Source organism: Nocardioides korecus (assembly GCF_054778395.1).
This window is the reverse complement of sequence record NZ_BAAGZO010000003.1, coordinates 409,794-435,497: the sequence shown is the minus strand read 5'-3', so window position 1 is coordinate 435,497 and position 25,704 is coordinate 409,794. Positions and strand designations below refer to the sequence as shown.

18 protein-coding genes and 1 tRNA gene are annotated in these 25,704 nt (G+C 71.8%); 7 read left to right on the top strand and 12 right to left on the bottom strand.

Features of this window, described 5'->3' with window-relative positions; genetic code table 11:
• Window positions 1–10: 10 nt before the first annotated feature.
• Both polA and ACYVDA_RS08230 read right to left on the bottom strand, forming a co-directional pair.
• Window positions 11–2,713, bottom strand: coding sequence for a DNA polymerase I (polA, locus tag ACYVDA_RS08235; RefSeq protein WP_460817044.1), 2,703 nt, complete (start codon window positions 2,711–2,713; stop codon window positions 11–13).
• 67 nt (window positions 2,714–2,780) lie between these two features.
• Complete coding sequence (locus ACYVDA_RS08230; protein WP_460817041.1) at window positions 2,781–3,347, bottom strand: GNAT family N-acetyltransferase; 567 nt, start codon at window positions 3,345–3,347, stop codon at window positions 2,781–2,783.
• Window positions 3,348–3,431: 84 nt separating this feature from the next.
• Here ACYVDA_RS08230 and ACYVDA_RS08225 point away from each other — a divergent pair, with 84 nt between their 5' ends.
• Window positions 3,432–4,205, top strand: a complete 774-nt coding sequence (locus tag ACYVDA_RS08225; RefSeq protein ID WP_460817039.1) for a DUF554 domain-containing protein — start codon at window positions 3,432–3,434, stop codon at window positions 4,203–4,205.
• A 16-nt stretch (window positions 4,206–4,221) separates the two neighbouring features.
• On the opposite strand, the gene ACYVDA_RS08220 is transcribed toward ACYVDA_RS08225, so the two are convergent.
• Window positions 4,222–4,917: an ANTAR domain-containing response regulator gene (locus ACYVDA_RS08220; protein WP_460817036.1), complete on the bottom strand. Its 696-nt coding sequence runs from the start codon at window positions 4,915–4,917 to the stop codon at window positions 4,222–4,224.
• Between the two features lie 50 nt (window positions 4,918–4,967).
• Here ACYVDA_RS08220 and ACYVDA_RS08215 point away from each other — a divergent pair.
• The 6 genes from ACYVDA_RS08215 to ACYVDA_RS08190 all read left to right on the top strand — a co-directional run bounded on the left by ACYVDA_RS08215 (window position 4,968) and on the right by ACYVDA_RS08190 (window position 11,649).
• A tRNA-Leu gene (locus ACYVDA_RS08215) sits at window positions 4,968–5,040 on the top strand.
• 319 nt (window positions 5,041–5,359) lie between these two features.
• Window positions 5,360–6,550 carry a branched-chain amino acid ABC transporter substrate-binding protein gene (locus ACYVDA_RS08210; RefSeq protein ID WP_460817035.1) on the top strand — a complete coding sequence of 397 codons (1,191 nt, stop codon included), beginning with the start codon at window positions 5,360–5,362 and terminating at the stop codon, window positions 6,548–6,550.
• 174 nt (window positions 6,551–6,724) lie between these two features.
• The gene (locus tag ACYVDA_RS08205; protein WP_460817033.1) at window positions 6,725–7,669 is read left to right on the top strand and encodes a branched-chain amino acid ABC transporter permease; all 945 of its coding nucleotides are present in this window, start codon (window positions 6,725–6,727) and stop codon (window positions 7,667–7,669) included.
• Window positions 7,666–9,924, top strand: a complete 2,259-nt coding sequence (locus tag ACYVDA_RS08200; RefSeq protein ID WP_460817030.1) for a branched-chain amino acid ABC transporter permease — start codon at window positions 7,666–7,668, stop codon at window positions 9,922–9,924. The genes ACYVDA_RS08205 and ACYVDA_RS08200 overlap by 4 nt, the downstream gene beginning before the upstream one ends.
• 7 nt (window positions 9,925–9,931) lie before the next feature.
• On the top strand, window positions 9,932–10,936 hold the full coding sequence (locus ACYVDA_RS08195) for an ABC transporter ATP-binding protein (RefSeq protein WP_460817028.1): 1,005 nt from the start codon (window positions 9,932–9,934) through the stop codon (window positions 10,934–10,936).
• Complete coding sequence (locus ACYVDA_RS08190) at window positions 10,933–11,649, top strand: ABC transporter ATP-binding protein (RefSeq protein ID WP_460817026.1); 717 nt, start codon at window positions 10,933–10,935, stop codon at window positions 11,647–11,649. Before ACYVDA_RS08195 ends, ACYVDA_RS08190 begins: the two co-directional genes overlap by 4 nt.
• 17 nt (window positions 11,650–11,666) lie before the next feature.
• Here the strand turns inward: ACYVDA_RS08190 and ACYVDA_RS08185 are convergent, their stop codons facing one another.
• The 9 genes from ACYVDA_RS08185 to trpB all read right to left on the bottom strand — a co-directional run bounded on the left by ACYVDA_RS08185 (window position 11,667) and on the right by trpB (window position 25,631).
• Window positions 11,667–12,746, bottom strand: coding sequence for a kelch repeat-containing protein (locus ACYVDA_RS08185; protein ID WP_460817024.1), 1,080 nt, complete (start codon window positions 12,744–12,746; stop codon window positions 11,667–11,669).
• Window positions 12,743–14,011 carry a YVTN family beta-propeller repeat protein gene (locus ACYVDA_RS08180; RefSeq protein WP_460817022.1) on the bottom strand — a complete coding sequence of 423 codons (1,269 nt, stop codon included), beginning with the start codon at window positions 14,009–14,011 and terminating at the stop codon, window positions 12,743–12,745. The genes ACYVDA_RS08185 and ACYVDA_RS08180 overlap by 4 nt, the downstream gene beginning before the upstream one ends.
• Window positions 14,012–14,193: 182 nt before the next feature.
• Complete coding sequence (pyk, locus tag ACYVDA_RS08175) at window positions 14,194–15,639, bottom strand: pyruvate kinase (RefSeq protein WP_460817019.1); 1,446 nt, start codon at window positions 15,637–15,639, stop codon at window positions 14,194–14,196.
• A gap of 202 nt (window positions 15,640–15,841) precedes the next feature.
• Window positions 15,842–17,308, bottom strand: coding sequence for a glutamate synthase subunit beta (locus ACYVDA_RS08170; protein ID WP_460817017.1), 1,467 nt, complete (start codon window positions 17,306–17,308; stop codon window positions 15,842–15,844).
• Entirely contained in the window at window positions 17,301–21,839 is a 4,539-nt protein-coding gene (gene gltB, locus ACYVDA_RS08165) for a glutamate synthase large subunit (protein ID WP_460817015.1), read from the bottom strand. Before gltB ends, ACYVDA_RS08170 begins: the two co-directional genes overlap by 8 nt.
• A 190-nt stretch (window positions 21,840–22,029) precedes the next feature.
• Complete coding sequence (lgt, locus tag ACYVDA_RS08160) at window positions 22,030–22,929, bottom strand: prolipoprotein diacylglyceryl transferase (RefSeq protein WP_460817013.1); 900 nt, start codon at window positions 22,927–22,929, stop codon at window positions 22,030–22,032.
• A complete protein-coding gene (locus tag ACYVDA_RS08155) occupies window positions 22,926–23,597 on the bottom strand; it encodes an SCO family protein (RefSeq protein ID WP_460817009.1) in 672 nt (223 codons plus the stop codon). Before ACYVDA_RS08155 ends, lgt begins: the two co-directional genes overlap by 4 nt.
• Window positions 23,587–24,393, bottom strand: coding sequence for a tryptophan synthase subunit alpha (gene trpA / locus ACYVDA_RS08150; RefSeq protein WP_460817007.1), 807 nt, complete (start codon window positions 24,391–24,393; stop codon window positions 23,587–23,589). Before trpA ends, ACYVDA_RS08155 begins: the two co-directional genes overlap by 11 nt.
• On the bottom strand, window positions 24,390–25,631 hold the full coding sequence (gene trpB, locus ACYVDA_RS08145; RefSeq protein WP_460817144.1) for a tryptophan synthase subunit beta: 1,242 nt from the start codon (window positions 25,629–25,631) through the stop codon (window positions 24,390–24,392). The genes trpA and trpB overlap by 4 nt, the downstream gene beginning before the upstream one ends.
• Window positions 25,632–25,704: the final 73 nt, after the last annotated feature.

The following is a 25,704-nucleotide window of genomic DNA, read 5'->3' as shown; positions in this document are numbered from 1 at the left end:
CCCCGCTCGATCAGTGGGCGGCGGCGTGCCAGCTCGCGCCGGTGCCCACCGAGACGTCCAGCGGCACCGCGAGGTCGGCCGCGGCGGCCATCTCGCGACGCACCAGCGCCTCCAGCGCGTCGTGCTCGCCCTCGGCGACCTCGAGCACGAGCTCGTCGTGGACCTGCAGGAGCAGCCGCGAGGCCAGCCCCTCCTCGCGCAGACCGCGGTCCACCTTGAGCATCGCGACCTTGATGATGTCGGCGGCCGAGCCCTGGATCGGGGCGTTGAGCGCCATCCGCTCGGCCATCTCGCGCCGCTGGCGGTTGTCGCTGGTCAGGTCGGGCAGGTAGCGCCGGCGGCCCATGATGGTCTCGGTGTAGCCCGTGCGACGGGCCTCGTCGACGATCCCGCCGAGGTAGTCGCGGATGCCGCCGAAGGTCTCGAAGTACTCCTCCATCAGCCCGCGCGCCTCGGTGGTGTCGATGCGCAGCTGCTGCGACAGCCCGAAGGCCGACAGGCCGTAGGCCAGGCCGTAGTTCATCGCCTTGATCTTGGCCCGCATCTCCGAGGTCACCTCGGTGGGCTCGACACCGAAGACCCGCGCCGCGGTCACGGAGTGGAAGTCGTGGCCGGAGCGGAACGCCTCGATCAGCGCCGCGTCCTCGGAGAGGTGCGCCATGATCCGCATCTCGATCTGGGAGTAGTCGGCCGTCATCAGCTCGGCCCACCCCGGACCCACCACGAACCCCTCGCGGATCCGACGCCCGGCCTCGGTGCGGACCGGGATGTTCTGCAGGTTGGGCTCGGTCGAGGACAGCCGGCCGGTCGCGGCGATCAGCTGGTTGAACGTGGTGTGGATGCGGCCGTCCTCGGCCACGGTCTTGAGCAGGCCCTGGACGGTCTGGCGCAGCCGGATCGCGTCGCGGTGCTCGAGCAGGTGCTCGAGGAAGGCGTGGCCGGTCTTCTCGTACAGGCTCTGCAGCGCGTCGGCGTCGGTGGTCCAGCCGGTCTTGGTGCGCTTGGTCTTGGGCATCTCCAGCTCGTCGAAGAGGATCACCTGGAGCTGCTTGGGCGAGCCGAGGTTGACCTCCTTGCCGATCACGGCGTACGCCGCCTCGGCCGCCTCGCGCACCCGGGAGGCGAAGCCCTCCTCGAGCTCGTCGAGGAGGTCGTGGTCGACCGCGATCCCGACCTGCTCGACGCGGGCCAGCACGTCGATCAGCGGCAGCTCCACGTCGGCCAGGAGGCCGGTGCCGCCGCGCTCGGCCAGCTCCTCGTCCAGGGCCGCGGCCAGGTCGAGGACGGCACTGGCGTGCAGCATCGCGGTCTCGGCGCCCGCCTCGTCCGCGGAGCCGTCGAGCCCGTCCAGGCTGAGCTGCCCGTCGTCGACCGCGCCCTGCTTGAGCTCGCGCTTGAGGTAGCGCACGGTCAGGTCGGCGAGGTCGTAGGAGCGCTGGTCGGGCCGGGCGAGGTACGCCGACAGCGCGGTGTCGCGCTCCAGCCCGCGCAGGGTCCAGCCCCGGGCCGCCAACGCGAGCATCGGCCCCTTGGCGTCGTGGAGCACCTTGGGCTGCGCCGGGTCGCCCAGCCAGGCCACCAGGGCCGCGTCGTCCTCGGGGGTGACGTCGCCGACCGGCAGGTGCGCGGCCGTGCCGGCGGTGGTGGCCAGCGCGAGCGACTCCACCTCGCCGGTGCCCGAGCCCCAGCTGCCGTCGACGTGCAGGCCGACGCGCTGACCGTCCGCGGCCTGGTCGGCCAGCCACGCGGCGACCTCGCCGGGGGCCAGGCGGGTCATCTCCAGCGCGAAGCCGGAGGCGTCGATCTCCTCGACCGACTCCAGGGTCTCGAAGAGCCGGTCGCGCAGGACGCGGAACTCCAGGCCGTCGAAGAGGGTGTGCACCTCCTGGCGGTCCCACGGGCGCAGCGCGAGGTCTCCGGGGGCCAGCGGCAGGTCCAGGTCGGTCACCAGCGCGTTGAGGCGCCGGTTGCGGATGACGTCGCCGAGGTGCTCGCGCAGGCTCTCGCCCGCCTTGCCCTTGATCTCCTCGGCGCGGTTGACGACGTTGTCGAGCCCGTCGTAGGTCGCGATCCACTTGGCGGCGGTCTTCGGACCGACTCCGGGCACGCCGGGGAGGTTGTCGGAGGTCTCCCCCACCAGGGCCGCGAGCTCGGGGTAGCGGCCGGGCACCACGCCGTACTTCTCCTCGACGGCGGCCGGGGTCATCCGCTTCATCTCCGAGACCCCGCGCATCGGGTAGATCACGGTGGTGTGCTCGTCGACCAGCTGGAAGGAGTCGCGGTCGCCGGAGCAGATCAGCACCTCGAAGTCCTCGGCCCGGGCGCGGGTGGCCAGCGTGCCGATGACGTCGTCGGCCTCGAAGCCGTCCTTCTCCACGAACGGGATCCGCAGCGCGTCGAGGACCTCCTTGATCAAGGAGACCTGACCGGCGAACTCCGAGGGCGAGGTGGAGCGGTTGGCCTTGTACTCGACGTACTCCGCCGAGCGGAAGGTCTGGCGCGAGACGTCGAAGGCGACCGCGAGGTGGCTCGGCTGCTCGTCGCGCAGGACGTTGATGAGCATCGCGGTGAAGCCGTAGACCGCGTTGGTGTGCTGTCCGGTGGAGGTCGAGAAGTTGTCGACCGGCAGCGCGAAGAACGCGCGGTAGGCCAGCGAGTGGCCGTCGAGCAGGAGCAGGCGGGGACGGTCGAGGTCGACGGCGGAGTCAGGCACGGATTCGACCCTAACCGAGCCCGCCGACAGGTGGACCGGGCAGGCGTCGGGCGGCGGTCCGACCGGGTCAGCTCGAGGTCTGGCGGCGCCGGGCCGAGCGCCGCTGGGCCAGCACCTCGACCAGGTGGCGGTTGGTCCCGCTGACGCGTCGACGCTCCGCGGCGAGGTGCTTGCGCAGGGAGGCGGTGGTGGTGTGCCGCACCGACGCGACCGAGACCAGGCCGAGCCGGGCGAAGAAGCGGTTGGTGTCGCGGTCTCCGTCGGTGATCGCGGTGACCTGCGCGACGTCCTTCTCCTCGGCCCACGTGACCGCGGCCTCCATCAGGGCGTGGCCGTAGCCGTGCCGGCGCTGGCCCGGCTCCACCATCAGGTGGGAGGTGTGCACGACCGACTCCCGCGAGAGCGGGGACAGCGGCGCCCGGGTGAGCTGCAGCGCGGCCACGACGTGACCCTCGACCTCGGCCACCAGCAGACGGTCGTCGGGGGCGGCGGCGGTGCCGGCCAGGGCCTGCTCGGCCTCGGCCAGCGCGCGGGGCGCGGCGTCCTCGGACGGGGACGTGCGGACCCAGAGTCGCAGCAGGTCCGCGGCGTCCGCGGGGACGGCGTCACGGATCTGCGGTGCGGGACGAGGCATCGGACTACTCCTGGTGTCCCCGAGATCGACTGTGGACGGGTGAGAGACTAACCGCCAACGTAGTTCAGTTGTAAAGGAGATGCGGTGTTCCCGGGTACCGGCACCCTCGTCAACGCCCTCGCCGTCCTCCTGGGCGGCACCGTCGGCGCCCTGGTCGGTCACCGGCTCCCCGAGCGCACCCGCACGGTCGTCACCGACGGGCTGGGCCTGGTCACGCTGCTGATCGCCGCGGGGTCGGCCGCCGCGGTGGGCGACCAGGTGCTGAGCCGGGCCGTCGGCTCCTCGGCCCCGATGCTGATCGTGCTGGGGTCGGTCCTCGTCGGCGGCATCGTCGGCTCTCTCCTGCGCATCGAGGACCGGCTCGAGGGTCTGGGCGGCGTCCTCCAGCGCTTGCTCGTACGCCGGCCGGCCGACGCCGCGGGTCACCACCGGACCGCGCACGAGTCGCGCGAGCGGTTCGTCCAGGGCTTCGTGGTCAGCTCCCTGGTCTTCTGCGTCGGCCCCCTGACCATCCTGGGCTCGATCAACGAGGGCCTGGGGAACGGCGCCGACCAGCTGCTCCTGAAGTCGGCGCTGGACGGCTTCGCCAGCATCGCCTTCGCCGCGTCCTTCGGCTGGGGGGTGACCGCGAGCATCCTCTCCCTGGTCGTCGTCCAGGGCGGGCTGACGCTCGTGGGGGCCGCCCTGGGCAGCTTCGTCCCCGACGCCCACCTGGCCGCCCTGACCGCGACCGGAGGCCTGCTGCTGATCGGCGTCGCGCTGCGGCTGCTCGACGTCAAGCAGGTCAAGGTCGCCGACCTGCTGCCCGCCCTCGTGGTGGCGCCGCTGCTCACGCAGCTGGTCGTCAGCCTGCGCTGAGGGGTCCCACCGTGGCTCAGTCGGCCGTGGGTGGAGCCTGCTCCGACGACGCGCCCGGCTCCCCACCCGACTCTCCACCCGACTCCGGGGTGAAGCCCCCCGTGCCGTGGGTGAGCACCCCGTCGGCGACCTGGCGCATCGACAGGCGCAGGTCCATGGCCGTCTTCTGGATCCAGCGGAACGACTCGGGCTCGCTGAGGCCCAGGGACTGCTGGAGCACGCCCTTGGCCCGGTCGACCAGCGTCCGGGTCTCCAGCCGCTCGGTCAGGTCCGAGACCTCGGCCTCGACCTGCCGCAGCTCGGCGTACCGGCTGACCGCCATCTCGATGGCCGGCACCAGGTCGGTCTGGTCGAAGGGCTTGACGAGGTAGGCCATCGCCCCCGCGTCGCGGGCCCGCTCGACCAGCTCGCGCTGGCTGAACGCGGTGAGGATCACCACGGGTGCGATCCGCCGGGCCGCGATCTGCTGGGCGGCGCTGATCCCGTCGAGCCGGGGCATCTGCACGTCGAGGATGACCAGGTCGGGTCGCAGCTCGGTGGCCAGGGCGACCGCCTTCTCGCCGTCCTCGGCCTGACCCACGACGTCGTACCCCTCCTCGGCGAGCATCTCGGCGAGGTCCAGGCGGATCAGCGCCTCGTCCTCGGCGATCACGACGCGGCGCGCAACGGCGCTGGTCGAGGGGGCGCGGGGCGAGCGGGGCGGGGTTCTCACAACCCCAGAGGGTAGTGGGGTCCAGGTCCGGTAGCGTGTGCGCGCGGTCGGCCCCGGTATCCCAACGGCAGAGGAAGCGGTCTCAAACACCGTCCAGTGTGGGTTCGAGTCCCACCCGGGGCACCCCGTCGTACTCCGTCGCACGCCCCTCTGGTCGCCCACCTCCCCGGGCGACCGGACGGTGAACCGCCGGTGCACGGCAGGATGACAACGAAAGACGAGCAGGCCACCCTAGGCCCGCAGCGCCCCAGGAGGGGCGGGCTTCGCCCTACTTGTCCAGACCAGTGGAATCGTCCATGTTTCGCTTAGGCCACGAACGGCCCTGACGCTTGACTCCGCTCACCGCGACCCACAATCTCAAGCCTGCGGGCTCACCCGAGACCCAGATCACGTGGCCCAGAACGGGCCCCGGCAACGGAGGAATTGCATGCGCACTCGCCCCATGGCGAAGCTGGCAGCGGTCGGTCTCATCGGCGCGATGGCGCTCACCGGCTGCGGCAGCTCCAGCGACAAGAGCAGCGGCGGCGGCCTCAGCGGCGGGAGCAGCGGTGGCGGTGGCAGCAACAGCACCTACACCATCGCCTTCGAGGGCCCCCTGTCCGGCGACAACCAGCAGCTCGGCATCAACGAGGTCAACGGCACGCAGCTGGCCATCGACCAGGCCAACAAGTCCGGCAACCTCGGCTTCAAGCTGAAGCTGCTCAAGGCCGACGACGGCGGCGACCCGGCCAAGGCGCCGGCTGCGGCCGCCCAGGTCATCCAGGACAACAGCGTGATGGGCGTCGTGGGCCCCTCCTTCTCCGGCGCGACGCAGGCCGTCGGCAAGAAGTACGGCGACGCCGGCATCACCATCGTCAACCCCTCGGCCTCCAACGGTGAGCTGCAGAAGCAGGGCTTCACCACCTGGCACCGGGTCATCCCCAACGACTTCGCCGAGGGTCCGGCCGCGGCCGACTGGCTGGCGAAGAAGGCCAAGAAGGTCATGGTCGTCAGCGACAAGAGCGCCTACGGCGACGGTGTCGCGCAGGCCGTGGCCAAGGAGCTCAAGGCCAAGGGCGTCACCGTGGTCAACCAGGCCGCGGACGCGACCTCGACCAAGGACTACGGCCCGATCGCCCAGACGGTCGTCCAGGCGGGCGTGCAGGCGATGTTCTACGCGGGCTACGACCAGCAGGGCGCCCAGTTCGCCAAGGCCCTCCAGGCCGCCGGCTACAAGGGCATCCGGATGTCGGGCAACGGCGTGAAGTCCAGCGTCTTCACCGACGGTGCGGGCACCGCGGGCGAGGGCTACTACTTCTCCTGCGGTTGCGCGGACGCCACCGTGGCGCCCGACGCCAAGCAGTTCACGGCCGACTACCAGGCGGCGTTCAACACCCCGCCGTCGACGTACTCCCCCGAGGCCTACGACGCGACGAACATCATCATCGCCGCGATCAAGTCCGCCAAGGCCGCCGGTGGCGTGAACCGCAAGGCCGTCAACGACGCCGTGAACAAGACCGACTACAAGGGCATCACCGCCCAGATCAAGTTCGGCTCCGACGGCGACCTGCCGGCCGGCACCGGCACGGTCAACCTCTTCCAGCAGAAGAACAAGAAGATCGTGAGCCTCGGCGACATCAAGAACGCCAAGTGACCTCGCCCGACCTTCACTGATCCACACCTGCTCCATCGGCGCTCGGGCGCCGTCGCCACCTCGACCAGGGGTGGCGGCGGCGCCCGCTCGTCAGCGAACGACCGCACCGGCCGGCCCGATCGGCCGCCGCTGCGAGAACGACCTCGACCCTGGCCCCTGGAGAGGACCCCCTCCGTGCACGACTTCTTGAACTTCTTGATCCTCGGTCTGACCCGAGGATCTCTCTACGCGCTGATCGCGTTGGGCTACACGCTGGTCTACGGCGTGCTCCAGCTGATCAACTTCGCCCACAGCGAGGTGTTCATGTCCGGTGCGTTCGGCAGCTTCCTCGTCGTCCAGGCCGTCATCGGCGGCAGCTCCAACCCGCCGTGGTACGCCGTCGTCGGCGTCCTCGCGCTCGGGCTCGGCTCCGGCGCCCTCGTCGGCGCAGCCGTGGCCTGGTCCCTCGAGCGGGTCGCCTACCGCCCGCTGCGCAAGCGTGGCGCCCCGAAGCTGGCCTTCCTGATCAGCGCGATCGGCGCCTCGTTCTTCCTCTCCCAGCTGGCCGGCAAGCTCTTCAGCCGCCTGAACAACAGCTTCCCGACGTACTTCAACCTCAACGCCCACGTGCTCGACCTCGGCGGGGTCTACGTCTCCCTGATCCAGGTCATCATCATCGGCTCGGCCATCGTGATGATGCTCTTCCTCGACACGCTGGTCTCGCGCACCAAGCTCGGCCGCAGCATCCGCGCGGTCGCGGAGGACGCGCCGACAGCGGCCCTGATGGGCGTCAACATCGACAAGACCATCTCGCGCACCTTCATCATCGGCGGCGCCCTCGGCGGCGCGGCCGGCTTCCTGTTCGGCACCGCGCTGTTCTTCTCCAACACCATGGGCTTCATCCCCGGGGTCAAGGCGTTCGCGGCGGCCGTGCTCGGCGGCATCGGCAACATCCGCGGCGCCATGATCGGTGGTCTGCTGCTCGGCGTGGTCGAAGCCCTGCTCCCGACCTTCCCCTGGTACAGATCCGGGTTCATCGGCATCCAGTGGACCGACGTGGTGGCCTTCCTGGTCCTCGTCCTGGTCCTGGTCGTGCGACCCACCGGCATCCTCGGCGAGCGTCTGGGGCGTGCGGCATGAAGAAGCGTCGTTCCGAAGCGGCCGAGAACCGCATCGCCCACGCCCAGCGCCTGGTCGCCTGCCTGGCCGGCGGCTTCGTCCTTGCCCTGATGGTCGGCACCCAGGAGGGCACCCAGCAGGACATCTGGCTCGCCTTCCGCCAGGCCGTCTTCAGCCCCCGCATCGTGCTGTTCCTCCTGATCGGCGTGGCGCTCTACGTCGCGATCACCTTCGGTCCCCGGGGCGTGCCCTACCTGAGCCGACCGGGCCTGCGCCCGCTCGGCGCCGGGTTCCTGACCGTGCTGGTGGCCTTCACGCTGCTGCGCTGGACCGACAGCACCGACATCGGCGCGGGCAAGTTCAAGGACCTGGCCGGCGCCGCCGCCCAGACCGGCGGGCTCGACCCGATCACCCGGGTGTTCTTCGGCTCGCTGTTCTCGCTGTTCCCCTGGGTGCTCCTGCTGGGGGTGGCCCTCCTGGCCGCCGTGGCCATCCTGCGCCGCATCCCCGCCCTGGGGTACGCCGCCGGGGCCCTCGCCGTCGTGTTCGGCCTCTGGGCGATCTACGCCCAGGTGGCGGTGCGCAACTTCTTGAACTTCCCCGACCACGCCACCGGCGGCGCGGTCGCCATGCTGGGCTTCTTCGCGATCGCGGCCGCCGCGCTCGTGGCGGCCCGCAGCAAGTCCGACGTCGCCGACACCGACGACTTCGTCGACCGGGCGATGGCCTGGCGCCCGGGCATGCCCCTGGTCGTGCTCGGCGCGGTCATCGGCCTGGTCGGCGTCCTGGTCGCCACGTGGTTCTCCCCCGGCAACAAGAACGCCACCCTGAGCGGCACCGCCGGTCTCTTCCAGGGCGAGGGCCTCGACGCGTTCGCGTCGGCGTACCTCGGCTGGCTGGGCTACGTGCTGTTCGTGGTGACGCTCGCCGTCGCGGCGGCCGCCTCCTTCCTGCGCCACCGCCTGCTCGGCACGGTCGCCGCCGTGCTCGGCGTGGTCTCCGTCGTCATCACCCTGGTCGTCATGCACGACTTCTCGGGGCTGGCGGCCGGCAAGGGCTTCGACGGCGCCTCGGGCGGCTGGGCCAACCTCGGCACGGGCGGCTGGATGACCTGCGGGGCGTTCTCGCTCCTCGCCGGCGCCGGCTACCTCGTCGTCAAGGCCCTCTCCGACCAGACCCGCCTCGCCGAGGACCGGGCCGTCGCGGTCGACTCCGACCACGCCCCCGCCCGACGCGCGGGCCGCAGCCAGCTCGGCACGGCCACCCTGCTGGTCGTCATCACCGCCGCGCTGTTCTACCCGCCCACGGCGACCGACTTCTGGCAGACGGTGCTCGTCACCGAGATCGGCATCTACGTCCTGCTCGCGGTCGGCCTCAACGTGGTCGTCGGCTGGGCCGGTCTGCTGGACCTGGGGTTCATCGCGTTCTACGCGATCGGCTCCTACACCACCGCCTACCTGACCGGCCGCCTCCCGGTGCAGCCGCCGGAGTGGCTGCAGCTGTCGCCGTTGGCGGCGATCCCGTTCGCCATCGCGGTCTGCCTGGTGGCGGGCGTGACGCTCGGAGCCCCGACCCTGCGGCTGCGCGGTGACTACCTGGCCATCGTCACGCTCGGCTTCGGCGAGATCATCCGGGTCATCGCCAACAACGCCAACGGGTTCACCAACGGTCCCCGCGGTGCCTTCAAGATCCCGCCGCCGGAGATCCACCTCGGCCCCATCCACCTCACCTGGGGCAGCAGCGCGCTGGGGTTCTGGTACCTCCTGCTCGTGCTCGTCGTGATCGTGGTCCTGCTCTTCCGTCGGCTGGAGAACTCCCGCCTCGGTCGGGCCTGGGCCGCCGTCCGCGAGGACGAGGTCGCGGCGCAGGCCACCGGCATCAACACCACCCGGGTCAAGCTGCTCGCCTTCGCGATCGGCGCCTCCACCTCGGGTGTGGCCGGTGTGTTCTTCGCCAGCCAGGTCGGGTCCTTCACCCCGGAGAACTTCGTCCTGAACAACTCCATCCTCGTGGTGGCCTACGTCGTCTTCGGCGGCATGGGCTCCCTGCCGGGCGCCATGGCCGGTGCCGCGGTGCTCACCTGGCTCCCGGAGTTCCTCAAGGACCAGGTGCCCGCCGAGGACCGTCAGATGTGGATCGGTGCGGTCATCATCTTGATGATGATCTTCCGCCCGGCGGGCCTGATCCCGGCCCGCCGTCGCAAGGCCGAGCTGTCGGGCCTGGAGAAGCGCGAGAGCGCCGAGACGACCGCGGTCCCCGCGGGCGAAGGAATGTGAGCCGGTCATGAGCGTCGACACCAGCACGAGCGACACCTCCGCCACCACGCGCGAGGTCGTCTACGACGTCAAGGACGTGGTGCTCCGCTTCGGCGGCGTCACCTCGCTCAACCACGTCTCCCTGCAGATGCACCGCGGCGAGATCCTCGCGGTGATCGGGCCCAACGGCGCCGGCAAGACCTCGCTGTTCAACTCCCTCACCGGCGTCTACACGCCGCAGGAGGGGTCGATCGACCTGGCGGCACGCAAGGGCGACACGTTCAGCTCGGTGCTGGGCAAGAAGACCCACGTGATCAACCGGCTCGGGGTCGCGCGCACCTTCCAGAACATCCGGCTGTTCCCCGCGCTCACGGCGCTGGAGAACGTCAAGGTGGGGGTCGAGACCCGGCAGAAGTCGGGCCCGATCGCGGCCATGCTGGGGATGCCCTGGCAGCGTCGCGAGGAGCGCGAGTCCACCGAGCGCGCCTACGAGCTGCTGCGCTTCGTCGGCCTGACCCGACGGGCCAACGAGCTCGCCGGCTCCCTGGCGTACGGCGAGCAGCGCCGCCTGGAGATCGCCCGTGCCCTCGGCACCGACCCCGGCGTGATCCTGCTCGACGAGCCGGCCGCGGGCACCAACCCGGTCGAGAAGCAGGAGCTCGCCGCGCTGATCCAGAAGATGAACGTCGAGGACGACATCTCCGTGCTGCTGATCGAGCACGACATGAAGCTGGTGATGTCGGTGGCCCACCGGCTCGTGGTGCTCAACTTCGGCGAGAAGATCGCCGAGGGCACCCCCGAGCAGATCCAGAAGGACCCCGCGGTGATCGCGGCCTACCTCGGCACCTCCGAGGACGAGGCCGCCCAGATGACCGAGGGCCTCGAGGTCCACACCATCGACGTGGACGAGAGCGTGCTCGACGAGCCGCAGCCCGGCGGCACGACCGCGCCGGACCACCCCGCCAACCCCGGCCACACCGGCCGGACCGACCAGACCGGCGACAGCGCCCAGCCCGGAGGGACCCACCGATGAGCCTGCTCGAGGTCGACGACATCGAGGTCCGCTACGGCGCGATCCGCGCCCTCAAGGGCGTCAGCTTCCACGTCGAGGAGGGCGAGGTCGTCGCCCTGCTCGGCGCCAACGGCGCCGGCAAGACCACCACCCAGAAGACCGTCTCGGGGATGATGCGCCCGAGCCTGGGCGAGATCCGCTACGACGGCCAGCGCATCGACGGCCTGCCCGCCCACGACCTGATCCACCTCGGCATCTGCCACGTGCCCGAGGGTCGCCGGGTGTTCCCGCTGATGTCGGTCTCGGAGAACCTCGAGATGGGCGCCTACCGGTTCAAGCGGCCCGACCAGCAGGTCCTCGACCGCTGCTTCGAGCTGTTCCCGCGGCTGCACGAGCGCCGCACCCAGTACGCCGGCACCCTGTCCGGCGGCGAGCAGCAGATGCTGGCCATCGGCCGGGCCCTGATGGGCAAGCCGCGGCTGCTGCTGCTCGACGAGCCCTCGATGGGTCTGGCCCCGCTGATCGTCAAGCAGATCTTCGACATCGTGCGCGAGATCAACTCCACCGGCGTGACGGTCCTGATCGTGGAGCAGAACGCCGCGCAGGCGCTCGCGCTGGCCAACCGCGGCTACGTCCTGGAGACCGGCGAGATCGTGCTCTCCGGCACCGGTCGCGAGCTGCTCGCCGACGACCGCATCCGCGCGGCGTACCTCGGCGAGGAGATCAACGCCTGAAGCCCTGACCGACCGGGTCAGGACCAGCGCACCTCGACGACCCGGTCGGTGACCTCGGGCGACTCCCCGCCCAGCAGCCAGACCCGGTCGGGGCCGGCCACGATCGCGGCGTCCGAGAGGGCGACCGGCAGGCGCCCGGCGCGCGTGAACCGGTCGGTCGCGGGGTCGAACCACCACGCCGCCGAGGTCTGGGTGTCGGGGTCGGTGCGGCCGCCCAGCAGCAGCACCCGCCCGCCCACCGTGGTCGCGACGGCGTGGCCCAGCGGGCGCGGCAGCCGGGCCACCACGCGCGTCCGCCCGGTCCGGAGGTCCAGGCGCTGCACCTCGGCCAGCTCGCGGTGGTCGACCTCGCCGCCGAGCACGTAGACGGCACCGCCCACCTGCGCGGTCGCGGCGTACCGCACACCCTCGCGGAGCGACCCGACCCGCCGGAAGCCGCCCGGGGTGGCTGTGGCTGGCCGCAGCACGTCCGTGGGGACGTGGACGCCGTCGTAGCCCCCGACGACCACCGAGGACCGGCCCGTGGTGACCACGGAGAGGTCCGAGCGGGTGGTGGGCAGGTGGGCCGCGGTGTGCCAGCCGCCCCGTCCCAGGGTCTGCACGACCGACTGCTCGCTGCTGTTGCCGCCGCCGAAGACCGCAGGCCGTCCGAAGGCCCACCCCGCGGCCGCGTCGTGGACCGGGACGGGCAGCGAGGGCGCGGCGTGGGTCCGGCCGGCAGTCGGGTCGACCGCGGTCACCTGGCCGGTGGACGAGTCGCCCGGCAGCATGCCGCCGACCAGCAGCGTGCGGGCCAGGGTGCCGTCGGCCGAGGTCACCGCGGCACGGGCGACGGCGTACGGCAGGTGCCAGGTGGTGGTGCGGGCCCGGATGCGGGTCGGGACGGGCGCGGGGGTCGGCGAGGCCGCCGCTCCCCCGCTGGCCGACGGACTGGCCGACGGATTGGCCGACGGGCTGGCGGCCGGGCTCGAGGCGGGTGCCGCGGACGACGCACCGGCGTGGGTGGCGCAGCCCGTGGCGACCGCCGCCAGGGCGAGGACCGTCGTGCCGACCCGGGTCGTCCGGGCGAGGTGGGTGCCGCGCGAGCGGGAGCTCACCGCATGTTCCCGGTGTGGCCGAGCGAGTACCGGCCCGGCTGCGGCCAGACCGCGAGCCCGTGGGGGCTGCCGCCCACGGGGATCCGGGCGACCAGGCGGCCGGTGCGGGTGTCGAAGCCGTAGACCTCCCCGTCGTAGCGGCCCGCGAGCCACAGCATCCGGCCGTCGGCGGAGACCCCGCCCATGTCGGGGCTGCCGCCCCCGGGGATGGTCCAGGTGGCGACGATGCGGTTGGTGCGCGGGTTCACCACGCTGACCTCGCCCGCACCGCGGTCCGACACGTAGAACAGCCGGCCGTCGCGGCTGGGGTAGATGCCGTGGGGGTGGCTGGGCATCCCGATGACCCCGACCTGGCGGAAGGTGCGGGCCGAGACCCGGCGCAGCTCGTTGGTGCCCATGTCGGCGACGTAGAACGTGCGGCCGTCCGGGGAGAGCCGCACGTCCTGGGGCATGCTCATCCCCATCGTGCTGGCGTCGCCGCCGGTCGCCGTGCGGTGCGGGTCGAAGGAGATCTCGCCCAGCACCCGGTGGGTCAGGGTGTCGACCTTCACCAGCTGACCGGAGAACTCGCAGGTCACCACGAAGAAGCGGCCGTTGGCGGAGAAGTCTGCGTGGTTGGGACCGCGGCAGCCTGCGGGGTGGACCTCGTCGCGGACCGCGAAGGTGTGCGGGTCGGAGAACCGCAGCGTGTCGTGCTGCTCGACCATCACCACGGCCTGCTTGCCGTCGGGGGTGAAGTAGAGGTTGTAGGGCCGCGGCACCGTGATGGACCGGCCCCGGGTCACCGTGTGCGGGTTCAGCGGCACGAGCTCGTTGGCGACGCTGGCGTTGACCAGCAGCCGCTTCAGGTCGTACGCCGGGACCACGTGCTGGCTCAGGTAGCCGGTCGGGATCACCTTGACGATGCGACGCGTGCGCGGGTCGATGACCGTGACCGAGCTGCCCCGCGAGTCGGGCACGTAGAGCAGCGACCGCTCGCCGGCAACGGTCGGGCTGAGCATGCCGCGCCCGGTCTGGGAGTAGACGTTGTCGCCGATGACGGGCGGCATGCCGGGCAGCGGGTTGCGGAAGGGCCACGCGAGGGGGGTTGCCCGTGCCGGGGCCACCGGGGCACCCCGCGCGGGCGTCGTCGCCGTGCTGCTGCTCGACGCCCCGGGACGGCCCGGGCTGCTCGCCGACGTCGCCGTCGGGCCCGATCCGCACGCGGCCAGCGTCACCGTGGCCAGCAGGCCCGCGGCGACGACCGCTGCTCGACTGCGCCGCACCAGCACCCCTCTCGGTTCCCCACCGCACGGCTCGCCCGGGGTCGGGCTGAGCCCGTGTCGGGGCACGGCCGGGACTGCCCACGGCCGAGGCCCGAGCCTAGGCCCCGTCGCTGAACGCAGCCTGGCGACACCCGGGAGGGTGGGCCGGGCCGTCCGCGAACGGCCGCCCGGGCGTGACGGGGTCAGCGACGCCGGTAGGCGGGGGCGACCTCGTTGATCGCGTCCCCCATCCGGTGGATGCGCAGCGCGTTGGTCGACCCGGGGATGCCGGGCGGGCTGCCCGCGATGATGACCACGAGGTCGCCCTCGGTGACGCGACCGCTGCGCAGCAGCTGGTCGTCGACCTGTCGGACCATCTCGTCGGTGTGCTCGACCGAGGCCGTCTTGAAGGTCTCGACGCCCCAGGTCATCGACAGCTGGGAGCGCACCGTCGCCTCGGGGGTGAAGGCCAGCACCGGGACGGCGCCGCGGTAGCGGGCCAGCCGCCGGGCGGAGTCGCCGCTCTGGGTGAAGGCGACGAGGTACTTCGCCCCGACCCGGTCGGCGACCTCGGCGGCCGCCTTGGCGATCACACCGCCGGTCGTGCGCGGCTGCCAGTCGATGGCCGCCATCGAGGCCAGGGCGTGGTCCTCGGTGGAGGAGATGATGCGGGCCATCGTGCGGACGGTCTCGATGGGGTACTCCCCCACGCTGGTCTCACCCGAGAGCATCACCGCGTCGGCCCCGTCGAGCACGGCGTTGGCCACGTCGGAGGCCTCGGCCCGGGTGGGCGCCGGGTTGGTGATCATCGACTCCAGCATCTGGGTGGCCACGATCACCGGCTTGGCGTTGCGCCGGGCCTTCTCGACCACGCGCTTCTGCAGGAACGGCACGTCCTCGAGCGGGCACTCGACGCCGAGGTCACCCCGGGCGACCATGAAGCCGTCGAAGGCCTTGATGATCTCGTCGAGGTTGTCGATCGCCTGCGGCTTCTCGATCTTGGCGATGACGGGCAGCAGGATGCCCTCCTCGCGCATCACGCGGCGCACGTCCTCGGCGTCGGCGGCGTTGCGCACGAAGGACAGCGCGATGAAGTCCACCCCGAGGTGCAGCCCCCAGCGCAGGTCGGCGAGGTCCTTCTCCGACATCGCGGGGACGCTGACCGGGACGCCGGGCAGGTTGATGCCCTTGTGGTCGCTGACCCGCCCCCCGGTGACCACGACCGTGTGGACGTCCTGGCCGTCGACCTCGACGACGCGCAGGCGCACCTTGCCGTCGTCGATCAGGATCGGGTCGCCGGCCGAGACGTCACCGGGGAGGCCGGCGTACGTCGTGGAGGCGATCTCGTTGTCGCCGGGCACGTCGCGCGTGGTGATCGTGAACGACTGGCCGGTCTGGATCCGCGACGAGCCCTCGCGGAACTTGCCCAGGCGGATCTTGGGGCCCTGGAGGTCGACGAAGACGCCGACCCCGTGGCCGCTCTCGTCCGCCGCCTGGCGCACCCGGTGGTAGACGACCTCGTGGTCGTCGTACGACCCGTGGGACAGGTTGAGCCGGGCGACGTCCATCCCCGCATCCACCAGTTCACGGATCCGCTCGGCCGACGACACCGCCGGGCCGAGCGTGCACACGATCTTCGCTCTACGCACGCCCTGACCCTAGCCGTCCCCGCTTGAACGTTCCAAGCAGCGGGTCGGGCCGGGCTACTTTTCCCCGGCTAGCCGGGGAACAGTCGCCTTGTCGGCCGAACGTTCACCCGACAAGGTCACCCTTTGCCCGACAACCTCACCCCGAGCACGTACGCCGACGCGAGGGGTGGCCCGACCGCCACGGGTCGGGCCACCCGGCGCGTCAGACGGTGAGGGGGCGCTCGCTCGGGCGGATCGGGGCCGGCAGCGTGGTGGACCCGGTGAGCCAGGTGTCGACGGCGGCCGCGGCGGCGCGGCCCTCGGCGATCGCCCACACGATCAGCGACTGGCCGCGGCCGACGTCGCCGGCCACGAACACGCCCTCGACCGAGGAGGAGTAGCCGTCGTCGCGGGCGACGTTGCCGCGCCCGTCGAGCTCGACGCCGAGCTGGTCGATCAGGCCGTCCTTCTCGGGGCCGGTGAAGCCCATCGCGAAGAGCACCAGCTCGGCCGGGATCTCGCGCTCGCTCCCGGGGACCTCGGAGAACTTCCCGTCGACGAACTGCACGTCGACCAGGCGCAGGGCGCGCACGCGGCCGTCGTCGTCGCCCAGGAACTCCTGGGTGGAGACCGAGTAGACGCGCTCGCCGCCCTCCTCGTGGGCCGAGGAGACCTTGTACGTCATCGGGTACGTCGGCCAGGGCTGGTTGCTGGGCCGCTCGTCCGCGGGGCGGTCCATGATCTCGAGCTGGGTGATCGAGGCCGCGCCGTGGCGGATCGAGGTGCCCAGGCAGTCGGCCCCGGTGTCGCCGCCGCCGATGATCACGACGTGCTTGCCGTCGGCGCGGATCTGGTCCGGCACGTCCTCGCCGAGCGAGGCCCGGTTGGACTGCGGGAGGAACTCCATCGCCTGGTGGATGCCCTGGAGCTCGCGGCCCGGGATGGAGAGGTCGCGGGCCTCGGTGGCCCCCATGGCCAGCACGACGGCGTCGTAGCGGTCGCGCAGCTGGTCGCCGGTCAGGGTGTCGCCCACCGCGACGCCGGCCCTGAAGACGGTGCCCTCGCGACGCATCTGGTCCAGGCGCCGGTCGAGGACCTTCTTCTCCATCTTGAACTCGGGGATGCCGTAGCGCAGCAGCCCGCCGATCTTGTCGGCGCGCTCGTAGACGGCCACGGTGTGCCCGGCCCGGGTGAGCTGCTGGGCGACGGCCAGGCCGGCGGGGCCGGAGCCGACCACCGCGATGGTCTTGCCGGTCAGCCACTCCGGCGGCTGGGGGCGTACGGCGCCCGACTCCCACGCGCGGTCGATGATCGTGACCTCGACGTTCTTGATGGTCACCGGGTCGGCGTTGATGCCCAGCACGCAGGCGGTCTCGCACGGGGCGGGACACAGCCGACCGGTGAACTCCGGGAAGTTGTTGGTCGCGTGCAGCCGCTCGATCGCGGCGTCCCAGTCGTCGCGCCAGACCAGGTCGTTCCACTCCGGGATGATGTTGCCCAGCGGGCAGCCCTGGTGGCAGAACGGGATGCCGCAGTCCATGCAGCGCCCCGCCTGGGTGGTGATGATCGGCAGCAGCGCGCGGCCGGGGCCACCGGGGTAGACCTCGTTCCAGTCGTGCTTCCGCTCCTCGACGGGGCGGCGCTCGGCGACCTCGCGGCCGTCCTTCAAGAATCCCTTGGGGTCAGCCATGGAGGGCCTCCATCATCGCCGTGGCGATCTCGTTCTCGTTCTTCCCGTCGGCCTCGGCCTTGGCCTTGGCGTCCATCACGACGCGGTAGTCGCGCGGGATCACCTCGGTGAAGCGGGTGATCGCGGTCTCCCAGTCGGCCAGCAGCTCCTCGGCCACCTCGGACCCGGTCTCCTCGTGGAAGGTGCGCACCAGGGCGTGGAGCTCCTCGGCCGCGTCCTCGACGACCGGGGCCAGCTCGACGAGCTCCTGGTTGACACGGAAGTCCTTGAGGTCGAGCACCCAGGCGACGCCCCCGGACATGCCGGCCGCGAAGTTGCGCCCGGTCTTGCCCAGCACGGCCACCCGGCCACCGGTCATGTACTCGCAGCCGTGGTCGCCCACGCCCTCGGTGACCACCGAGGCGCCGGAGTTGCGCACGGCGAACCGCTCCCCGACGCCGCCGCGGATGAAGATCTCCCCCGACGTGGCGCCGTAGGCGATCGTGTTGCCGGCGATGATCTGCTCGTGGGAGGCGAAGGTCGCCGCGCGGTCGGGCCGCACCACGATCCGCCCGCCGGAGAGGCCCTTGCCGACGTAGTCGTTGGCGTCGCCCTCCAGCCGCAGGGTGATCCCGCGGGGCAGGAACGCCCCGAAGGACTGCCCGGCCGAGCCGGTGAAGGTCAGGTCGATGGTCCCCTCGGGCAGACCCTCGCCGCGGTGCCGCTTGGTCACCTCGTGGCCGAGCATCGTGCCGACCGTGCGGTTGACGTTGCGGACCTCGAGCTGGGCGCGCACGGGCTCGCCGCGCTCCAGGGCCGGCTCGCAGATCTCGATCAGCTCGCGGTCCAGCGCCTTGTCCAGGCCGTGGTCCTGCGTCGTGGTGTTGCGACGCGCGGCGTCCTGGTGCAGCTCGGGGACGTGGAAGACCGGCGCGACGTCGAGGCCGGCGGCCTTCCAGTGGTTGACCGCCCGGTCGGAGTCGAGGACGTCGGCACGGCCGATCGCCTCGTCCAGGGTGCGGAAACCCAGCTGGGCGAGCAGCTCGCGGACCTCCTCGGCGATGTACTCGAAGAAGGTCACGACGTACTCCGCCTGGCCCGAGTAGCGCTGGCGCAGGACGGGGTTCTGCGTGGCCACGCCCACCGGGCAGGTGTCGAGGTGGCAGACCCGCATCATCACGCAGCCGGAGACGACCAGCGGCGCGGTGGCGAAGCCGTACTCCTCGGCCCCGAGCAGCGCCGCCACGACCACGTCGCGGCCGGTCTTGAGCTGGCCGTCGGCCTGCACCACGATCCGGTCGCGCAGCCCGTTGAGCAGCAGCGTCTGCTGGGTCTCGGCCAGGCCCAGCTCCCAGGGTCCGCCCGCGTGCTTGAGCGAGGTCAGCGGCGAGGCGCCGGTGCCGCCGTCGTGCCCGGAGATCAGCACCACGTCGGCGTGCGCCTTGGAGACGCCCGCCGCGACCGTGCCGACCCCGACCTCGGCGACGAGCTTGACGTGCACCCGGGCCGAGGGGTTGGAGTTCTTCAGGTCGTGGATCAGCTGGGCGAGGTCCTCGATGGAGTAGATGTCGTGGTGCGGCGGCGGGGAGATCAGGCCCACGCCGGGCGTGCTGTGCCGCGTCTTGGCCACCCACGGGTAGACCTTGTGACCGGGCAGCTGGCCGCCCTCGCCGGGCTTCGCGCCCTGCGCCATCTTGATCTGGATGTCGTCGGCGTTGGTGAGGTACTCCGAGGTGACACCGAAGCGGCCCGAGGCCACCTGCTTGATCGAGGAGCGCCGCTCCGGGTCGTGCAGCCGCTCGGGGTCCTCGCCGCCCTCGCCGGTGTTGGACTTGCCGCCGAGACGGTTCATCGCGATCGCGAGGGTCTCGTGGGCCTCCTGCGAGATCGACCCGTAGGACATCGCGCCGGTGGAGAACCGCTTGACGATCTCGGAGACCGGCTCGACCTCGTCGATGTCGATCGGGGCGCGCCCGGTGGTCTCGCCGTCCTTGAAGCGGAACAGCCCGCGCAGCGTCATCAGCCGCTCGGACTGGTCGTTGACCCGGGCGGTGTACTGCTTGAAGACGTCGTACTTGCCGGCGCGCGTGGAGTGCTGGAGCTTGAAGACGGCCTCGGGGTCGAACAGGTGCAGCTCGCCCTCGCGGCGCCACTGGTACTCCCCGCCGACCTCGAGCTCGCGGTGCGCGGGCGCGATGCCGCCGACCGGGTAGGCGACGTGGTGGCGCTTGGCCACCTCGTCCGCGACCACGTCGAGGCCGATGCCGCCGAGCTTGGAGGTGGTGCCGGTGAAGTACTGGTCCACCAGCTCCTGGGACAGGCCGAGGGCCTCGAAGATCTGGGCCCCGGTGTACGACGCGACCGTCGAGACGCCCATCTTCGACATCACCTTGAGCACGCCCTTGCCCAGGCTCTTGACCAGGTTGGCCACGGCCTTCTCGGGCTCGACCTTGACGTAGTAGCCGTCGCGGGCGAGGTCCTCGACGGTCTCCATGGCCAGGTAGGGGTTGACCGCGGCGGCGCCGTAGCCGATCAGCGTGGCGACGTGGTGCACCTCGCGGACGTCGCCGGCCTCCACGATGACCCCGACCTTGGTGCGGGTCTTCTCGCGGACCAGGTGGTGGTGGACCGCGGCCGTCATCAGCAGCGACGGGATCGGTGCCTGGGTGGCGTCGGCGTGACGGTCCGAGAGCACGATCACGCGGGCGCCGCCCTCGATCGCCTCGCTGACCTCGGCGCAGATCTCCTCCAGGCGCGCGGCCAGGGCCTCGCCCCCGCCCTCGACGTCGTAGAGACCGCGCGAGACGTGGGTGATGAAGCCGGGCATGTCGCCGTCACGGTTGATGTGGCGGATCTTGACCAGCTCGTCGTTGGTGATCACCGGGAACGGCAGCACCACCTGGCGGCACGACGCGGGCGTCGGGTCGAGCAGGTTGGCCTCGGGCCCGATGGTCCCGTTGAGGCTGGTGACCAGCTCCTCGCGGATCGCGTCCAGCGGCGGGTTGGTGACCTGGGCGAAGAGCTGCACGAAGTAGTCGAAGAGCATCCGCGGCCGGTCGCTGAGGACCGCCACGGGGGTGTCGGTGCCCATCGAGCCGATCGGCTCGGCCGAGGTGTTGGCCATCGGCGAGAGGATCACGCGCAGCTCCTCCTCGGTGTAGCCGAAGATCTGCTGGCGACGGGTGACCGAGGCGTGGGAGTGGATGACGTGCTCGCGATCGGCGATGTCGGCGAGCTTGATCAGCCCGGCGTGCAGCCACTCGTCGTACGGGTGCTCCGAGGCGAGCTCGTCCTTGATCTCCTCGTCCTCGATGATCCGGTGCTCCTCGGTGTCGACGAGGAACATCTTCCCGGGCTGGAGGCGACCCTTGCGGACCACCTTGTCCTGGGGGATGTCCAGGACGCCGACCTCGCTGGCCAGCACGACCAGGCCGTCGTCGGTGACCCAGTAGCGGGAGGGTCGCAGGCCGTTGCGGTCCAGGACGGCGCCGACCTGGGTGCCGTCGGTGAACACCACGCAGGCGGGCCCGTCCCAGGGCTCCATGACCGCGGAGTGGAACTCGTAGAAGGCCCGGCGCTTGGCGTCCATCTCGGCGTGGTTCTCCCACGCCTCGGGGATCATCATCAGCACCGAGTGGGGCAGGCTGCGCCCGCCCACGTGCAGCAGCTCGAGGACCTCGTCGAAGGAGGCGGAGTCGCTGGCGCCGGGCGTGATGATCGGGAAGATCCGCTCCAGGTCGCCGGGGATCACGTCGGAGGACAGCAGCGCCTCGCGGGCCCGCATCCAGTTGCGGTTGCCCATGACGGTGTTGATCTCGCCGTTGTGGGCGATGTAGCGGAACGGGTGCGACAGCGGCCAGCTGGGGAAGGTGTTGGTGGAGAACCGCGAGTGCACCACGGCGACGGCGCTCTCGACCCGCTCGTCGACCAGGTCGGGGAAGACGTGGTCGAGCTGGTCGGTGGTGAGCATCCCCTTGTAGACGATGGTGCGCGCCGACAGGGAGGGGAAGTACACGTCGGTCTCGAGCTCGGCGCGCTTGCGCAGCACGTAGGCGAGACGCTCCAGGCCCATGCCGACGACACGGCTGCCGCGGGCGGCCACGAAGAGCTGGACGAAGGACGGCATGCAGTCCACGGCCGTGCGGCCCAGCGACGACGGGTCGGTGGGGACCTCGCGCCAGCCCAGGACGCTCAGGCCCTCCTCGTCGGCGATCTCCTCCAGGCGGGTCCGCGTGGCGGCCACCTGGTCGGCGTCACCGGGGAGGAACGCGGTGCCGACGGCGTACGCGCCCTTGGTGGGCAGGTCGAAGTCCACGACCTCGCGCAGGAACCGGTCGGGGACCTGCATCAGGATGCCGGCGCCGTCGCCGGAGTTGACCTCGGCACCCGCGGCACCACGGTGCTCGAGGTTGCGCAGGGCGGTCAGCGCCTGGTGGACGATCGTGTGGCTCGGCTCGCCGGTCATGGTGGCCACGAAGGCCACTCCGCAGGCGTCGTGCTCGTGAGCCCCGTCGTACAAACCCTGGGGCGGCGGGAATGCGTGCATGGGCATTCTCCCGTCGTCTGTCAGCGCACCACAGGAACAGCCCGGGATGGACGGCCCGTCGAGTGCGTCGGTGTGAGCATGCAGGTGCTGGGACGACATTGGCCCATACGCCGCTGAGCGTACCGCAGGGCCGCAGGACCTCCGCGGGTCGTTCGACCCCCGGGACACCGCGGGGAGAGTCGTCAGCCGGGACGGCTCAGGCGTGCTCGACCGGGTCGGGCTCCGCCGCGCGGGTGTACGGCGTGGTCTCGCGCGTGTCCGGCGGGCGGTGGCGCCGCCCGACCACCAGGAGGTACGCCGTCGCGAGCGCGAACAGCACGATCGACATCCAGACCCCCCAGCGCAGCCCGAGCACGTCGTTGAGCTCGATGGTGTCGATGCGGAAGGTCTCGATCCAGCCGCGGCCGGAGGTGTAGATCATCACGTAGATCGCGAACACCCGGCCGTAGCCGAGCTTGAAGCGCCGGTCGAGCCAGATCAGCAGCGCCATCCCGGCCAGGTTCCACAGCGCCTCGTAGAGGAACGTGGGGTGGAAGGTGGTGCCCATCGCGAAGGTGCGGCCCGTGGGCCAGTGGGCCGGCGAGATCTCCAGGCCCCACGGCAGCGTCGTGGGGCGGCCGTAGAGCTCCTGGTTGAAGTAGTTGCCGAACCGGCCGAGCACCTGGGCGAGCAGCAGCGCCGGGGCCAGGGCGTCGGCCAGCGGGCGCAGCCGCACGTCGTGGCGGCGGCAGTAGAGCCACGCCCCGAGCATGCCGCCGGCGATGCCGCCCCAGATGCCGAGGCCGCCGTGCCAGATCTTGAGGGCGTCGACGACGTGCTTGCCGGGCCCGAAGTAGAGCTCGTGGTCGGTGGCGACGTGGTAGAGCCGGGCGCCGACCAGGCCCGCCGGCACCGCCCAGATCGCGATGTCGCCGATCTGGCCGGCGGTGCCGCCGCGGGCCACCCACCGGCGCTCCCCCAGCCACACCGCGGCGAAGACGCCGGCGATGATGCACAGCGCGTAGGCCCGGATCGGCAGCGGTCCGAGGTGCCAGACGCCCTGGGCGGGGCTGGGGATCGACAGGGGGATCATGAGGGGCAGGTCGAGCAGCGTCACCGGTCGGCCCCCAGCACCTTGTGCAGGTCCGAGGCGAGGTCGCTGGGCGAGGTCGAGGCCGTCCACACCAGGTCGCCGACCGCGTCGCGGACGCTGATCACGTTGGTCGTGTGGTCGACCTCGTAACCGCCGCTGGGGAGCTTCTGGCCCTTGGCCACCTCGATGCCCATCGGCTTGCCGAGCGCCTCGATGCGGGCCAGCGGGCCGGTGACGCCCTGGAAGGACGGGTCGTAGCGGTCGAGGTAGGTGCGCAGCACCTTCTCGGTGTCGCGGGCGGGGTCGGTGGTCACGAACAGGACCTGCACGCGTGCGCGGTCGGCCTGGTCGAGCCGGGCCACGGCCGAGGCGATGGTGCTCATCACGATCTGGCAGATGTCGGGGCACTTGGTGTAGCCGAAGAACACGATGGTGCGCTTCTGCTGCTTCGACAGGTCGTAGGGCTTGCCGGCGGTGTCGGTCAGCGGCACCGACGGGACGCGGTAGGCGGTGTCGAGCTTGATGCCCTTGTAGCCGTCGTCGTCCGGGACGCGGAGGTCCTTGACCGGCGCGCCGGACTGCGACGCGGAGTCTCCTGCGTCGCTGCCGCAGCCGGCGAGGGCGGGAGCGAGCAGGAGCGGCAGGGTGGCGGCGAGCGCGGCCAGCCTGCGACGGGAGCGGTCAGCGGCCACGGCGTACTCCCCCGGCGAGGTCCTCGGTGAGGGCCGCGAGGGCCTTCAGCCCGGCGCGCGGGTCCTCGGCGTCGAGGAGGGTGCGCACGAACGCGGAGCCGACGATCACCGCGTCGGCGTACGCCGCCACCTCGGCCGCCTGGTCGCCGTCGGAGACCCCGAGGCCGACCCCGATCGGGAGGTCGGTGACCGCCCGGGTGCGCTCGACGAGCGGGCCGGCGAGGTCGGAGGTGGTGGTGCGCGCCCCGGTCACGCCCATCACGGCCGTGGCGTAGACGAAGCCGCGGCAGGCCGCGGTCGTCGCGGCCAGGCGGGCGGGCGTGGAGGACGGGGCGACCAGGAAGATCTTGTCCAGGTCGTGCTCGTCGGCCGCCGGGATCCACTCGTCGGCGGAGTCGGGGATCAGGTCGGGGGTGATCAGCCCGGCGCCCCCGGCCGAGGCCAGGTCGCGGGCGAACCGGTCGACGCCGTAGCGCTCGACCGGGTTCCAGTAGGTCATCACCACCGTGGGCGTGCCGGTCGCGGCCACGGCCTCGACGACGCGCAGGACGTCGGTGGTGCGGGTGCCGTGCTCCAGCGCCTGGAGGGCGGCCGCCTGGATCGTGGGGCCGTCCATCACCGGGTCGCTGTAGGGCAGCCCGACCTCGATCACGTCGCAGCCCGACTCCACCATCACCCGGACGGCCTCGATGGAAGCGTCGACGTCGGGGAAGCCGGCCGGCAGGTAGCCGACCAGCGCGGCGCGGCCCTCGGCGCGGGTGCGCTCCAGGACCCGGCCGGTGGAGGCCTCGTTCACTTCGCCCCCTCGGCGATCTGCTCCTGGTCGGCGGGCTCGGGGGTGCCGTCGGGCGCCACCTGACCCAGGCCGAACCACTCGATGGCGGTGCCCATGTCCTTGTCGCCGCGGCCCGAGAGGTTGACCAGGATCGTGGAGCCGGGGCGCTCGCGAGCCAGGTCCATCGCGCCGGCGACGGCGTGGGCCGACTCGATCGCCGGGATGATCCCCTCGGTGCGCGAGAGCAGCGCCATCGCCTCCATCGCGGCCTGGTCGGTCACGGGGCGGTACGTCGCCCGGCCGATGTCGGCGAGGTGGGCGTGCTGCGGACCGACGCCGGGGTAGTCCAGGCCGGCGCTGATCGAGTGCGACTCCGAGGTCTGGCCGTCCTCGTCCTGGAGCACGAAGGTGCGGGCGCCGTGCAGCACGCCGACCTGACCGGCCCAGATGGTCGCGGCGTGCCGGGGGGTGTCCACCCCGTCGCCCCCGGGCTCGAGGCCCACGAGGTCGACCCCGGCGTCGCCGAGGAACGCGGTGAAGATGCCGATGGCGTTGGAGCCGCCGCCGACGCAGGCCAGCACGGCGTCGGGCAGCGCGCCGGTCAGCTCGAGCACCTGCTCGCGGGCCTCGTCGCCGATGCCGCGGCAGAAGTCGCGCACCATCGCGGGGAACGGGTGCGGGCCCGCCGCCGTCCCGAAGCAGTACGCCGTGTGGTCGACGCTGGCGACCCAGTCTCGGATCGCCTCGTTGATCGCGTCCTTGAGGGTGCGCGAGCCGCTCGTGACCGGGATGACCTCGGCGCCCAGCAGCTGCATCCGCGCGACGTTGAGGGCCTGGCGCTGGGTGTCGACCTCGCCCATGTAGACGGTGCAGTCCAGGCCGAGGTACGCCGCGGCCGTGGCGGTCGCGACCCCGTGCTGCCCGGCGCCGGTCTCGGCGATCACGCGGGTCTTGCCCATCCGCTTGGTCAGCAGGGCCTGCCCGAGCACGTTGCGGATCTTGTGGGCGCCGGTGTGGTTGAGGTCCTCGCGCTTGAGCAGGATCCGGGCGCCGGCGAGCTCGCTGAGCTTGGTGGCGTCGTAGAGCAGGCTGGGCACGCCGGCGTACTCCACGAGCATCCGCTGGAACTCGGCCGTGAAGGTCTCGTCGCGCATCGCCTCGTGCCAGGCGGCGGTGAGCTCGTCGAGGGCGGCCATCAGCGCCTCGGGCATGAACTGACCGCCGAAGACGCCGAAGCGGCCCCGCTCGTCGGGCCCCATTGCGTCGGCCTCGACCGTGCGGGCGAGGTCCGCCCCGGAGGCGGCCTGCCCGGGCACGGCGGTGCCGGGGTCC

Excerpts from the sequence above, each read along its gene's own strand:
- ACYVDA_RS08210 (WP_460817035.1), top strand. The coding sequence starts at position 5,360 with ATGGCGAAGCTGGCAGCGGTCGGTCTCATCGGCGCGATGGCGCTCACC.
- ACYVDA_RS08195 (WP_460817028.1), top strand. The coding sequence starts at position 9,932 with ATGAGCGTCGACACCAGCACGAGCGACACCTCCGCCACCACGCGCGAG.
- ACYVDA_RS08190 (WP_460817026.1), top strand. The coding sequence starts at position 10,933 with ATGAGCCTGCTCGAGGTCGACGACATCGAGGTCCGCTACGGCGCGATC.
- gltB (WP_460817015.1), bottom strand. The coding sequence starts at position 21,839 with ATGCCCATGCACGCATTCCCGCCGCCCCAGGGTTTGTACGACGGGGCT.
- ACYVDA_RS08200 (WP_460817030.1), top strand. The coding sequence starts at position 7,666 with ATGAAGAAGCGTCGTTCCGAAGCGGCCGAGAACCGCATCGCCCACGCC.
- trpB (WP_460817144.1), bottom strand. The coding sequence starts at position 25,631 with ATGGGGCCCGACGAGCGGGGCCGCTTCGGCGTCTTCGGCGGTCAGTTC.
- ACYVDA_RS08230 (WP_460817041.1), bottom strand. The coding sequence starts at position 3,347 with ATGCCTCGTCCCGCACCGCAGATCCGTGACGCCGTCCCCGCGGACGCC.
- ACYVDA_RS08170 (WP_460817017.1), bottom strand. The coding sequence starts at position 17,308 with ATGGCTGACCCCAAGGGATTCTTGAAGGACGGCCGCGAGGTCGCCGAG.